The sequence below is a fragment of the Bradyrhizobium sp. NBAIM14 genome (assembly GCF_020193895.1).
Classification (GTDB): domain Bacteria; phylum Pseudomonadota; class Alphaproteobacteria; order Rhizobiales; family Xanthobacteraceae; genus Bradyrhizobium; species Bradyrhizobium yuanmingense.
In genome coordinates, this window is record NZ_JADYVQ010000005.1 from 298,874 (window position 1) to 312,468 (window position 13,595).

The following is a 13,595-nucleotide window of genomic DNA, read 5'->3' on the forward strand; positions in this document are numbered from 1 at the left end:
GATTTTGGGACGACCATGCATCGCTACCGGTCACATACATGCGGCGCGCTCCGCGAGAGCAACATCGGCGAGACCATCCGCCTCTCCGGCTGGGTCCATCGCGTCCGCGACCATGGCGGCGTGCTGTTCATCGACCTGCGCGACCATTACGGCCTGACCCAGTGCGTGGTCGACCCGGACTCGCCGGCATTCTCGCTGGCCGAAAAGCTGCGCTCGGAATTCGTGGTCAAGATGGACGGCAAGGTCCGCCGCCGCCCCGATGGCACCGACAATGACGACCTGCCGACCGGCAAGGTCGAGGTCTACATCAGCGAGATCGAGGTGCTGGGACCGGCCGGCGACCTGCCGCTGCCGGTGTTCGGCGACCAGGAATATCCCGAAGACATCCGCCTCAAGTATCGCTTCCTGGATCTGCGTCGCGAGAAGCTGCACCAGAACATCATGACGCGCGTCGAGATCATCAAGTCGATGCGCCGGCGCATGGAGGGGCAGGGCTTCTTCGAGTTCAACACGCCGATCCTGACCGCGTCCTCGCCGGAAGGTGCGCGCGACTTCCTCGTCCCGTCGCGCATCCATCCCGGCAAGTTCTACGCGCTGCCGCAAGCGCCGCAGCAGTACAAGCAGCTGCTGATGATGTCGGGCTTCGACCGCTACTTCCAGATCGCGCCCTGCTTCCGCGACGAGGACCCGCGCGCCGACCGTCTGCCCGGTGAGTTCTACCAGCTCGACGTCGAGATGAGCTTTGTGACGCAGGAAGACGTCTTCGCGGCGATGGAGCCTGTGATCACGGGCGTCTTTGAAGAGTTTGCCAAGGGGAAGCCGGTGACCAAGGGCTGGCGCCGGATTCCGTTCGCCGAGGCGTTGCGCAAGTACGGCAGCGACAAGCCGGACCTGCGCAATCCCATCGAGATGCAGGACGTCTCCGAGCATTTCCGCGGCTCCGGCTTCAAGGTGTTCGCGCGCATGCTCGAAGATCCCAAGAACCAGGTCTGGGCGATCCCGGCACCGGGCGGCGGCAGCCGCGCCTTCTGTGACCGCATGAACTCGTGGGCGCAAGGCGAGGGCCAGCCCGGCCTTGGCTACATCATGTGGCGCGAGGGCGGCGAGGGCGCAGGTCCTCTCGCGAACAACATCGGGCCCGAGCGCACCGCCGCGATCCGCGGGCAGCTCGGCGTCAAGGAAGGCGATGCCGCCTTCTTCGTCGCCGGCGATCCCGACAAGTTCTGGAAGTTCTCAGGTCTCGCCCGCAACAAGGTCGGCGAGGATTTGAACCTCACCGACAAGGAGCGGTTCGAGCTCGCCTGGATCGTCGACTTCCCGATGTACGAGTACAACGAGGACGACAAGAAGGTCGACTTCTCGCACAACCCGTTCTCGATGCCGCAGGGCGGCCTGGAGGCGCTGAAGTCGCAGGATCCGCTGACGATCAAGGCGTTCCAGTACGACATCACCTGTAACGGCTACGAGATCGCCTCGGGCGGCATCCGCAACCACGTGCCGGAAGCCATGGTGAAGGCGTTCGAGATTGCAGGTTACGGCGAGCAGGAAGTGGTCGACCGCTTCGGCGGCATGTACCGCGCCTTCCAGTACGGCGCGCCGCCGCATGGCGGTATGGCCGCCGGCGTCGACCGCATCGTGATGCTGCTCTGTGGCACCACGAATCTGCGCGAGATCTCGCTGTTCCCGATGAACCAGCAGGCCATGGACCTCCTGATGGGCGCTCCGTCGGAAGCCACCACAAAACAGCTCCGCGAGCTGCATGTGCGGGTCAACCTGCCGCAGAAGTGAATTTGACGGTTTCTAGTCTGGTGCCCCGGACGCAGCGCGGCACGCGAGTGATGCGCTGCTGAGCTGGGGCCCAAGAATTCCGGTGAACTTGCTCTTTTCGTCTTCGTCGTGTTCAAGTTGACGTTAATCGTGACATCGATCTAAGGTCGCGTCGTGGACGGAGAGCTCAATGAGCAACAGTCGCGTCGCCGCCCTAGTCTTGGCAGTGATTGCGCTGCTTATCGCCGGCATGATGCTCGACTTTTACTGGGACTGCCGCCTCCTGAAGGGGGGAACGATGAAAGACTGCATGCCCGGTCGCCCCGGACCGACGGGACTTCACTGACGACACGAGTTGAAGCCCTCCCGAGCCGCATCCGGGAGATCGAACTACAGCCCCGTCGAGGCCTCGATCCTGAACTGCGCCAGCGCGCTCTGCGGGTCGGTTTGCGAGAGCTGCATCAATTGCATCAACGGCACCTTGGCGCGGGGCGTCAGCTTAATGGTCAGCGTCTGCCCCGGCGCTTCCACGAATCCGGCGAGCGCGTCGACCGCGCCCCTGGCATCGCTATTGGTCCCTGCGATCTTCTCGCCTTGCGCCCTGATCATCGCGACGATGGCGCTGCGGGCAGCATCGCGGCTGACATTCTGCATGCGTGCGAACTGCGCCACGACGAGATCGACCACGCCGCCGTCACGCAGCGAGGCCTCAAGCGCGCCGGTTTCGACCAGCGCTGCCTGACCCATCGCCTGCGCCGGGTCGGTCGTGAACAGGCCGCGCGGCACATTGACGAGCGCGACGCGGGTCTGCAGCCTGGCGAGGTTGCCGAGATCGAGCGTAGCGGGGGCGAGCGCGAACGCGCCCGACGATTCCGTCCAGGCCGCGCCGAGATCCAGATCGATCGCCAGCTTGTCCACGCCTGCCACGATCAGCGGCTGCAGCGCCGGATTGGCGGGATCGGTCGGCGCGACCATCTTCACGACCAGATTGACCTTGCTCGGGATCGGCCCGACGAACTCCCCCCAGTTCAGGCTGATCGTATCGATGGTGAAGAGCTGCCGCGTCGTCTTGTACGGCGAGACCACGCCCTTGATCTCGGCACCTTGGAGCACGCGGAATAGGCCGACCATCTGATCGGGCGAGGGCGGCCGTCCCGGCGTTTGGAGACTCGCCGCCCAGCGCATCAGATTTGCCACGCTGAAGGACTTCAACGCGAAGCGGTCCATCTTGAACTGGCCCTGCGGCATCGGGATGTCGAGGCCCTGCAGCGTTATTCTGTCCTGATCGTATTTGACCGCGTCGAGCCGTCCCGTCCCTTGCGGCGTCTCGGCCGTTTGCCGGCCAATTTCGGCCTTGCCGATCTGGAAGCCGTCGAAGAGGTCGGCCACCTTCTCGATCATGTCATGCGACTGTGCCGGCGTTGGGATCGAGCCGTCGGCCGGCACCAGCGCGATGATCTCGGCCGGCCGGAATTTCGAGGGCCGGATGGCAATGTCGTCGAAGGTGAACCCGTCCACCTGCATGCGCATGCCGGGAGCCGCCGTCACGACATAGGAGTTGACCGAGATGCGCCGATAGATCCTGTGAAAATTGTCGTCGTTCGATCCTTGCGGATCGAGCGCAGCCCTCACGGCGGTTGGGTCGAATTCGTAGATGGCCAGGCCGGACAATTCGCCGGTCATCTTCGCGGGCCTGCCCGGCTGGGTCAGGTCGACCGTAAGGGCGACGCGGTCCATCTTCGCCGTTTCGATCTTGCCCCGGTTGACGTTCTGGATGGACACGCCCGAATAGACATAATCACCGCCGCCGGCATTGCCGCCCGCATCGACGTTGACCTCGAGGGTCGGCACCGCGATCTCCGACGCCGAGATGTTCGCGTATTGCGCGAGGATGAAGCGGTACATGTCGATAATCGAGCCGGTCACCGGCGTGCCCTCTGCGCGGGTCGGGCCGGAAAAATTGCGCGCGGTGATCTGCGGGAGCTTGTAGTTCGCCTTCACGGTGATCCGCTCGGTGGATGTAAAGCCGACCTCGACGCCCGACGCCTCGATGCTGTCGGCCGAGAAACGAGCCTCGTCCGGCTGGCGCACACCGACGGCCGTGATCTTGGCGACCTTCAAGGTGGCGAGCTGCGCCTGGGCAGGCTCGACTTTGATGTCCTCCACCGTCAGCGTCCGGGTCGCGAGCTCGAACCCGATCTTGCCATGGCTCGCCTTGCCCCCACCCGAGCGGATCTGCGCGAACACCGCCTCGACCTCGGCGGTCGCCCGGTTCTGCACATACAGATTGAAGCCGAACCATCCGCCCGCGGCGAGCACCGCTGCCACGACGAGGCCGATCAGGATTCGCTTCATTCCCAGCTCCGATTGCCGATTTTGGATCGCGCAACCTGCCATATTCGCGAAACGCCGCGCGGTCCAGAGAAAGCTATGTTTTCAAATATTTGACGGCGCGCCCTGTTGACGGGGATGCAATCGGATGTTGCCACCGGGCCTTCGGCCGTGCTTCATCCCGTTTCCATGACCCGGAAATACGGTCCGCTTGGGCCGTCGAATCGCATTTTTGAGGCCGGTAACGCGAGGCGAGACACCGCATGTCGTCCTATTCTGATGATCTCCACCAGGCGGCGCTCGCCTACCACCGTCTGCCGCGCCCTGGAAAGCTCGAGATCCAGGCAAGCAAGCCGCTTGCCAACCAGCGCGACCTTGCGCTGGCCTATTCGCCAGGCGTCGCCGCGGCCTGCACCGAGATCGCCAAGAACCCGGCCGAGGCGGCCACGCTCACCACGCGCGCCAATCTGGTTGCCGTGGTCTCCAACGGCACCGCGGTGCTCGGCCTCGGCAATATCGGTCCGCTGGCCTCCAAGCCGGTGATGGAAGGCAAGGCGGTCCTGTTCAAGAAATTCGCCGGCATCGACGTGTTCGACATCGAGATCGCCGCCGACACCATCGACCGTGTGGTCGAGACCGTGGCCGCGCTGGAGCCGACCTTCGGCGGCATCAATCTGGAGGACATCCGCGGACCGGAATGCTTCGAGATCGAAGCGCGCTTGAAGGAGCGCATGAAGATTCCGGTCTTCCACGACGACCAGCACGGCACTGCGATCATCGTCGCCGCCGCCATCACCAATGGTTTGAGGCTGAACGGCAAGAAGCTGTCCGAGGTCAAGATCGTCGCGTCGGGGGCAGGGGCCGCGGCGATCGCGACACTCAATCTCCTGGTCTCAATGGGCGCGCAGCGCAAGAACATCTGGGTCTGCGACATCGACGGCCTCGTGCACGAGGGCCGCAACACCTCGATGGACCGCTGGAAGGCGGTCTATGCGCAGAAGACCGACAAGCGCACGCTCGCCGACGTGATCGGCGGCGCCGACATCTTCATCGGGCTCTCGGCGCCGGGCGTGCTCAAGCCGGAGATGGCCAAGGCGATGGCCGACAAGCCTTTGATCATGGCGCTCGCCAATCCCGTGCCGGAAATCATGCCGGAAGAGGCGCGCAAGGCGCGCCCCGACGCCATGATCTGCACCGGCCGTTCCGACTACCCGAACCAGGTCAACAATGTCCTCTGCTTTCCCTTCATCTTCCGTGGGGCGCTCGACGTCGGCGCCACCGCGATCAACGAGGAGATGAAGCAGGCCGCCGTCGAGGCGATCGCGCAGCTCGCGCGCGAGGCGCCGTCGGATGCCGTCGCGCAGGGTTTCGACACCGGCGAGACGCAGGGCTTCGGTCCCGGCTCGCTGATCCCGAGCCCCTTTGATCCCAGGTTGATCTTGCGCATCGCGCCGGCCGTGGCGAAGGCGGCGATGGAATCGGGCGTCGCAACGCGCCCCATCACCAATTTCGACGAATACACCGCGCTGCTCGAGCGCTTCGCCTTCCGCTCCGGCCTCGTCATGAAGCCGATGTTCGCCAAGGCCAAGACCCAGCCGGTGCGCGTGATCTATGCCGAAGGCGAGGACGAGCGCGTGCTGCGCGCCACGCAAGTCGTGCTGGAGGAAAAGCTGGCGCGGCCGATCCTGGTCGGCCGTCCGTCGGTCGTGGAGGCGCGCATCAAGCGCTTCGGCCTCTCGATCCGGGCCGGCAAGGATTTCGACCTCGTCAATCCCGAGGACGATCCGCGCTACCGCTCCTACGTGCAGTCCTATGTCGAGGTCGCCGGTCGCCGCGGCGTGACGCCGGATGCAGCCCGCACCGTGGTGCGCACCAACAATACGGTGATCGCCGCGCTTGCGGTGACGCGCGGGGAAGCAGACGCCATGCTCTGCGGCGTCGAGGGCCGCTACATGAGCCATCTGCGCCACGTCCGCGAGATCGTCGGCTTCTCGCCTGGAATCAGCGACTATGCGGCGCTGGCGCTATTGATCACCAGCAAAGGCGCCTTCTTCATCGCCGACACGCAAGTTCGCCCCAATCCGAGCGCGGAGGAGCTTGCCGAGATCGCATCGCTCGCCGCGGTCCACGTCCAGCGCTTCAACATCAAGCCGAAGATCGCCTTCGTCTCGCATTCGGATTTCGGCAGCTACGACACCGATTCCTCGCGCAAGATGCGGCTGGCGACCCAGCTTCTGAAGGACAAGCATCCGGAGATCGAGGCCGACGGCGAAATGCAGGGCGACACCGCGCTCTCCGCAGCTGCGCGAAGGATGGTGCTGCCGCATTCCAAGCTGGAGGGCGAGGCCAACATCCTGATCATGCCGACCCTGGATACTGCCAACGTCGCCTATCAGATGATCAAGTCGCTGGCGGACGCGCTGCCCGTCGGCCCGATCCTGGTCGGCCCGGCGCGCCCCGCGCATATCCTCACCCCCTCGGTGACGGCACGCGGCATCCTCAACATGACGGCCGTGGCCGTGGTGGAAGCGCAGGAACGCGCCTCGCGGCAGCAGCCGACGTTGTTTACGTAAGGCACCGCTGTCGCGCCGCTGGAGGTGCAATCCTTCTCCCCTTGTGGGAGAAGGTGGCATAGGCGGCCTTCGGCCGCCGTTCTTAGCGACGCCGAAGCGAAGCTTCGGCCGTGGCGCCGGATGAGGGGGCCGTTTCCGCGAGTCGGGATCTCGCGAGTTGCCCGTGCCGATAGATACCCCTCATCCGTCTCGCCCTTCGCGGCGAGCCACCTTCTCCCACAAGGGGGAGAAGGGAAGAGACCGGCAATTTTGAATTCCTATCAGTTCGCCATTTCCCCGTTTGTAAACCGGCGCACGACTCTCCATAATCTCCTTAAGCGTTCTGCGCTCTGAGCTTGCCAAGAGGCCGATCATGCCAGCGTTCGTGACTTTCGGGCGAATCCTGTTCGCCGTGCTGTTCATCTACACGGGCGCGACCAAGCTGTTTGCCATCCAGGCCACCGCCGACGTCATCGCAACCAAGCTCGTGGTGCCCGATGTCGTCGCGCCTTATGCCCAGCAGGTCGAGACGGCGACCGCCATGACCACGCCGCAGCTCTTGGCGATCGCGATCGGCGGGCTCGAGATCATTGCAGGGCTGATGATCGCGCTGAATTTCGGCGCGCGTTTCTTCGCGATGCTGCTGATCGTCTACGTCGCCGTCGCGACCGTCCTGTTCTACGATTTCTGGAACATGGCGGCGCCCGACAACGCCAAGATGCTGGTCGACGCGCTCAAGAACCTCTCGATCATCGGCGCGCTCTGCATGATCATCGGCTATGGCCGCACCACGCGTCCGGCCGAGGCGGCCTACGGCGACGTCTAGCGGTCACTCCGCTCTCGGCGGCGCGATCTCGCGCATCCAGCGGGAAATCGTCGCGCTGCTCGCTCCATCGCTGCCGCGCTGTCGGCCGAGCAGGGCGGCCTCCCGTGCGGCGCGGGGCGTGATGCCGTAGGCGGCCTTGAACGAGCGCGTGAAATGCGCGTCGGTGCCGAGCTGCCAGCGCCGTGCCACCTCGCTGATCCGGGGGCCCCGCGCGCCCGAATTGGCGAGGTCGAAGAAGGCGCGGTGCAGCCGGCGGCTGCGGATGTAGTCGGCGATGCCGCCGACCGGGGCGAACAGCCGGTACAGCGAGGCCCGGGACAGGCCGAAATGGGCGGCGATCGAATTGGCCGACAGATCCTCGCTGGCAAGGCCAGCCTCGATATATTGGCGGATCCGCATCAAGGACGGGCTTGCCGCGACACCATGGTCGGCATCGGCCTCGCCCCGTTCGATTTCGTTGCGAAGGCACGCGGCCAGCAGCGACACCGTGCCCTCGACCACGGATTGGCATTCGTCGAGGCTCATGCGCGGGGCAAATTCGAACAGGGCGGTGAGATGCCCCGCCAGCAATCGCGCGATCACGCTGCTGCCCGGCAGCACCAGGCCATGCAAATCATCGACCCGCAAGAGATGGGCGGCGAACATCGGGCGCGGCACGACCAGCGTGACATTCTCGAACGCCGTCGCCTTGGTCTCCAGCGCCTGGGCGAGATCGAACAGGCAGATGTCGCCGGCGCGTACGCGCATCGGCCGTGTGCTGGCAACGCCGTCATAGCCGCCCTTCAGATAGAGCTGGAGGATGATGTGGTCGACGCCGCTGCGCGCGATCGTTTCGGCCGTCCGGCGGAAACGCTGGCCGCTGGCACGGCTCAGCCCGATCAGCACCGGTCCCATGGAGTAGGAGCTGAGGTCGGCGCGAAACGGGCCCGGTTCGCCGGCGGCGAGCTCGTCCACCTCGAACAGCGTGGCGACGGCTTCCCGCCACGCTGCGATGTTCGCCTCCGTCTCCATCTGATCGGCGCTGAAGCCGAATGCCGGCAGCAGGGACGATATGGGGGCGACATCGTCATTCAATCCGGAAGCGTCCGTCGGACTAGTCGTCGTGCAGTCGTCGCTCATTCTGGCCGTGGGTTAGTTTTTGCTCTTTTGTCTCAGTCTATTGATGCGGTGTGTCGCAGCCGTTGGCCCGTATTGACGCCGCGCCTCGGACGTTGGCTATAGCGCCACGACCGCCGTCGGGGCCGATTTTCGGGTCTCGGCAAATATGCTAGCCGGCTTTGCGCTGGCCGGCGGCGGGACCAATTTTAGAACGGCACACCAGCAATATGTGGAGCGGTATGATGTTGCCGGTACTGTGCATGGGGTTGTTTTTCCAGTTGGAGTCGGAGCCGGCGTAAGCGCCGCCACTGCCGGCAGGCTACCCCCGCCGCCACGGGGTCACGGTCACCTCATGCGCCGCGTCGAGGAGGTAGGGCGCACCCGGCCTCATCCCGCGCGCAGCCAGCACCTCGTGAGGCGTCCGCTGGGGTACGCCGACGAAGCAGCCCTCGCCGCCGGGCAGCCGCACATGCGGAGCCTCCGACAGCCAGAACGTGTCGTAGCGATCCATGAACAGGTCGAACACGACCGGTCCGCCGATGACGGCGACCATGCCGGAGGCGACGTCGGCGAAGGCGCAGGCCTCCTCGAAGCTCGCATGCTCAGGATTCCACAGCGTCGCGTTCGGCATCTCCGGATCGACGGTGAGGTCCCTGGTCTTGCGGGTCAGGATCAGCCGCTTGCGGCTGGCCGAATTCGGCTGCTGCTCGTGCGAGTTGCGGCCGTGCACGATCAGCGCGGCGCGATCGAGCGCCTGCTCGAAGAACCGCTTGTCACCTTCGAATTTCAACGTCTCAGGCATGATGTGCGACGGATCGGCGAGCATGCCGTCCGCGGAGACGATGACGTAGCCTTCGAAGCGGAAAGACAATGGCCTACTATTCGGAAACGGTGGTCACCACCGAATTGACCGGGCGCTGGCTCACCGTCGGCAGCTTGAGATCCTTGAGCAGCTCCTGGTCGTATTCCGGCAGCGTCGAGGCCGGGAACTTGGCGCGCATCGCTACCACCTTGTAGCCGCCCGCCTTCAGCCGCTTGAGCAGCTCGGGCAGGGCCTCCGCGGTGTGCTTCTGGAAGTCGTGCATCAGGATGATGCCCTTGCCCTTGGTGTCGAGCTTCTTCATCACGGTCTCGACGATCTTCTCGGGCTTGGAAGCCTTGAAGTCGAACGAGTCGATGTCGCAGGAGAAGCTCGCGACATTGCGGTTGCCGAGATAGGTGACCATCTCGGGCGGATGCTGCAGCGCCGGGAAGCGGAAGAACGGCGCGGGCGAGATGCCGCCGAGCGCCCACTTCACCGCCGCAAAGCCCTTCTCGATCTCGTCCTTGCGCTGCGCTTCGTTGAGCTTCTTGTTGTTGAGGTTGGCGTGCGACCAAGTGTGGGCGCCGACGGTGTGGCCGGCTGCGTAGACCTGCTTGAGGACCTCCGGCTCGTAGGTCGCGTGCTTGCCGATGATGAAGAAGATTCCGGTGGTGCATTCGTCCGCGAGCGCCTTCAGCACCGCGGGCGTGTTGCGCGGCCAGGGGCCGTCGTCGAAGGTCAGCACGACCTCCTTGTCACGCAGGAAGTCGAGCTCCTTGAAGTGTTCGAAGCCGAAGCCGGGACCGCCCGTGGTGTCGATCTCGACCGTGCGGGCGACGCCGAGGGCGCCCGGCGTGTTGCAGGCCGCGCGGGCCGGCTGCGGCGGCTGTTTCGGCGGGGGCGGATTGACGAAGCCCGCTGGCGCCGCAGCCGCTGCTGCGGGCGCTGGAGCTGCAGGGGATGTTGCAGCCGCTGGTGTTGCCGCCGGCGCGGCTTGCGGTGCGGCCGCGGGCTTCGCGGCCGGCGTCTGCGACCATGCGGCGCCGGAGAGCGCCACCGACATCGCACCTGCTAAAATCAGTCCTGCCGCCACGCGCATGGTGATGTCCCTCGAGATTGATCCCGTTGTTCCGCCGTGGCTTTTCGCCTGCGGCAAAAACCGTCCTGCCCAAAACAATCCTAGCCTAGATGGTGGGCCATCGCCATTGCAACGGCTGTTTGATGCCGCGTCGCAATTGTGCCCAGCCGGATGGCGTGCACTTGAGTCGTGCACGTGAGTCAAGTGTCGGCCAGGGCCCTTGCAATGGCGGTCTTGATCCGCGTGTCGGCCGGCTCGACGGCGGATGGAAATACCTCGGCGATATAGCCGTCGCGGCCGATCAGGTATTTGTGGAAGTTCCAGCGCGGAACTTCCTTCGGTCGGGCTTCCGCGGCCCATTTGTAGAAGGGATGCGCCCGCGCACCGACCACCGCAGCCTTGGCCGTAATCGGGAAGGTAACGCCATATTGGTGGTGTGCGGTCTGCGTGATCTCGCTGCTGCCACCGGGCTCCTGGCCGCCGAAATCGTTGGACGGCACGCCGATCACGGTGAGCCCGCGCCCGCGAAACTCGTTCCAGATTTCCTGCAGGCCGGCATATTGCGGCGTGTAGCCACAGAGCGAGGCCGTGTTCACCACCAGCAGCGGTTTGCCGGTGAACGTGGCGAGGCGGATGTCGTCGCCTGACAATGCGGGGAAGGAGAAGGCGTAGGCCGAGATCCGGCTCATGGCGCCATCGGCGAGGGCGCGCGTGACAGGCGCGAACGCGCCCGCAAGCGTGACGCTCAGCACGGTTCTGCGATTCATCATGACGGCGTCCCCCGAGATGATCCGAGGGCAGATTACTCCGCCACTGCGGCCTCGCGCGTCAACACCGCGTTATCGGTCCTGCGAGAGAGCTAGTACAGGCGGACGATGAAGTCGGTACCTTCGCCGGTCTCGCCCTGGTTGATGCCCTGGTCGGAGACGATGATCGAGCCGCCTGACGTCAGCATCTCGTTGATTTTCGCCATGGTCTCAGTGGGGACCGAGATGCGGTTGAGGGCTTCGGCTGGGCTGTCCGGCGTCACCACCGGTTTTGCGGCGACGGGGATCACGGCGGCACCGCGCTGGCGGCGCGCCACGCGGTTGTCGTCCTCGCGCGCCACGGAACGGGCGGACACGGGCAGCGACACCACCGACCAGTGCAGCGTGTTGGCATCGGCCTTGTCGAGCTCGGCGGTGAAGACATGCGTGCCGAGCGGCCGGTCGCTCGCGGCGATCGTGACAGGCACCTCGAACAGCGGCGCAAAATTCTGCCGCACATAGAGCTTGGAATCCTTGCGGCTGATGAAGACGGCAATCTGGCCGGCCCGCTTGGGTGTGTCCGGCTTTGCCGCCGGCGCAGGATCGGTGAGGCGGCCCTCGTCCTTCTTTGCATCGGGTGCGGTGGCGAGCGCCGGCGCATCGGGTGCCTTCGCGGCTTCCGTTTTGACCGGGTCGACCTTGTCGGCAGGCTTGTTCTCGGTCGCCGGCTTGGCGGTGTCTTCGGACGCAGGCTTGGCCGCTTCGGCCGTCTTGACCTCGTCGGACGTCGCCGCGGCTTCCTCGCGCGCAGCCGCATGGCCGGTGGTCACGTCCGACAACACGGTGTGGCCGACCGAGGTGCGCAGCTCGACCACGCTGTCGGCGCTGGCCGTCTTGGTCTCGACCGGCTTGGCTTCGGTCGTGCCCTTATCGGCCTTGTCAGCGACATTGGTCTGCGGCGCGAGGCTCGCGGCGGGCTGCGGCGGCACGCGCATGGAGGCGAGCACGGGATGGGAGAAGCTTTGCGGCGACACCTGGCCGGGCGCCACGATCACGCGCGCGCCCATCCTGGTCCAGTTCCACATCTTCATCGCGAACGCCATGGGCATGCGGATGCAGCCATGCGAGGCCGGATAGCCCGGCAGCGCGCCAGCATGCATCGCGACGCCGGACCAGGTGATCCGCTGCATGTACGGCATCGGCGCGCCGCTATAGAGGTTGGAGCGGTGGAATTTGTGCTTCTGGATGATGCTGAACACGCCCATCGGCGTCGAGTGGCCCTTCATGCCCGTCGACACCGGTGATTCCGCGAACACGCCGGCTTTGTCGTAGACCGTCATCTTCTGCCGGTCGATCGAGACGACAATGACGAGTGGCCCTTGCGGCTTGGTGCCGGCTTCCTTCTCGACAACGACGTCCTTCTTGCTTGCGGCGCCGCGCTTTTGCGGCTTCTGGCGCGGTATTTCGGGAAGCCGGTTCGGCCGGGCGTAGTAGGGCCGGTCGGAATAGTCCGTCCAGTAATAAAATGCTGCGTTTGCTTCGCTGGTTGCGCCGATCGCACCCGCCGCCGTCAACATGGCGACCTGCCACAGCCGTGCCGGCTTGGCAGGCGAACCCCACCCGTTCACGCTGTTCATCCTCGAATCCATTATCCAAATCAGACGTTAGTCTCGCAAAGGGGATACGCGTTCACCAGCAGCGCGGTTCTGCCATCAGCTACTTTTGTCCAAGGCGTAGCAAAAAAGCCTCACGGAGCGGTAAACGGCGGCCGGGTCCGCTCCTCTGCCGCCTTCCTGACCGCCGCTTGCGTTCCTACATTGCGGGGACTTGTTAGCGGAGAACTTCATGTCATCTCGTTTCCCCGGTCTTTCGAGCATCCGTCTGAAAGGCCTCGCTTTATTCCTCCTGGCTCTGACCGCGCCAATGGCCTCGGCATCTGCGGCCGACGAACCTGATCTGATCTTCCGCCGCTCTACCGTGTTCAAATGGATGAGCCCGAACGACAAGCTCGCGACCTATGGTCTCGACGATCCCGAAGTCGAAGGCGTCGCCTGTCATTTCACGGTGCCGGAGAAGGGCGGCTTCAAAGGCTGGCTCGGCCTTGCCGAGGAGGTCTCGGACATCTCGCTGGCCTGCCGCCAGGTCGGCCCAGTCAAGTTCAAGCACAAAATGGAGCAGGGCGACGACATGTTCCGCCAGCGCCGGTCGCTGTTCTTCAAGAAGATGCAGATCGTGCGCGGCTGCGACGCCAAGCGCAACGTGCTGGTCTACATGGTCTATTCAGACAAGCTGATCGAAGGCTCGCCCAAGAACTCGACCTCGACCGTGCCGATCATGCCGTGGGGACCGGCGGACGCAAACGTCCAGAAGTGCGGCGAGTTCTTCACGCAATGAG

General features: G+C 64.9%; 11 protein-coding genes. 5 read left to right on the forward strand and 6 right to left on the reverse strand.

Annotation, left to right across the window (positions count from 1 at the left end):
* The first annotated feature begins 15 nt into the window (after positions 1–15).
* On the forward strand, positions 16–1,788 hold the full coding sequence (gene aspS / locus I6F28_RS15790; protein WP_225140284.1) for an aspartate--tRNA ligase: 1,773 nt from the start codon (positions 16–18) through the stop codon (positions 1,786–1,788).
* Positions 1,789–1,957: 169 nt separating this feature from the next.
* Entirely contained in the window at positions 1,958–2,113 is a 156-nt protein-coding gene (locus I6F28_RS15795) for a hypothetical protein (RefSeq protein ID WP_158284410.1), read from the forward strand.
* A gap of 44 nt (positions 2,114–2,157) precedes the next feature.
* Here I6F28_RS15795 and I6F28_RS15800 read toward each other — a convergent pair whose 3' ends face one another.
* On the reverse strand, positions 2,158–4,122 hold the full coding sequence (locus I6F28_RS15800; protein WP_225140285.1) for an aq_1923 C-terminal domain: 1,965 nt from the start codon (positions 4,120–4,122) through the stop codon (positions 2,158–2,160).
* Between the two features lie 239 nt (positions 4,123–4,361).
* Here I6F28_RS15800 and I6F28_RS15805 point away from each other — a divergent pair, with 239 nt between their 5' ends.
* Positions 4,362–6,671: an NADP-dependent malic enzyme gene (locus I6F28_RS15805; protein ID WP_225140286.1), complete on the forward strand. Its 2,310-nt coding sequence runs from the start codon at positions 4,362–4,364 to the stop codon at positions 6,669–6,671.
* A gap of 352 nt (positions 6,672–7,023) precedes the next feature.
* Positions 7,024–7,476, forward strand: a complete 453-nt coding sequence (locus I6F28_RS15810; protein ID WP_036000486.1) for a DoxX family membrane protein — start codon at positions 7,024–7,026, stop codon at positions 7,474–7,476.
* Between the two features lie 3 nt (positions 7,477–7,479).
* On the opposite strand, the gene I6F28_RS15815 is transcribed toward I6F28_RS15810, so the two are convergent.
* The 5 genes from I6F28_RS15815 to I6F28_RS15835 form a co-directional block, all read right to left on the reverse strand.
* Positions 7,480–8,595 (reverse strand): helix-turn-helix domain-containing protein, encoded by a 1,116-nt coding sequence (locus I6F28_RS15815; RefSeq protein ID WP_225140287.1) that lies wholly within the window; start codon positions 8,593–8,595, stop codon positions 7,480–7,482.
* Positions 8,596–8,893: 298 nt separating this feature from the next.
* Entirely contained in the window at positions 8,894–9,445 is a 552-nt protein-coding gene (locus tag I6F28_RS15820; protein WP_225140288.1) for a dihydrofolate reductase family protein, read from the reverse strand.
* Between the two features lie 7 nt (positions 9,446–9,452).
* Entirely contained in the window at positions 9,453–10,475 is a 1,023-nt protein-coding gene (locus I6F28_RS15825) for a polysaccharide deacetylase family protein (RefSeq protein WP_036000479.1), read from the reverse strand.
* A gap of 179 nt (positions 10,476–10,654) precedes the next feature.
* On the reverse strand, positions 10,655–11,224 hold the full coding sequence (locus I6F28_RS15830) for a glutathione peroxidase (protein WP_036022762.1): 570 nt from the start codon (positions 11,222–11,224) through the stop codon (positions 10,655–10,657).
* Positions 11,225–11,313: 89 nt separating this feature from the next.
* Positions 11,314–12,837, reverse strand: a complete 1,524-nt coding sequence (locus tag I6F28_RS15835; protein ID WP_225140289.1) for a L,D-transpeptidase family protein — start codon at positions 12,835–12,837, stop codon at positions 11,314–11,316.
* A 208-nt stretch (positions 12,838–13,045) separates the two neighbouring features.
* Here I6F28_RS15835 and I6F28_RS15840 point away from each other — a divergent pair, with 208 nt between their 5' ends.
* A complete protein-coding gene (locus I6F28_RS15840) occupies positions 13,046–13,594 on the forward strand; it encodes a CreA family protein (RefSeq protein ID WP_036000425.1) in 549 nt (182 codons plus the stop codon).
* The last annotated feature ends 1 nt before the right edge of the window (position 13,595 follow it).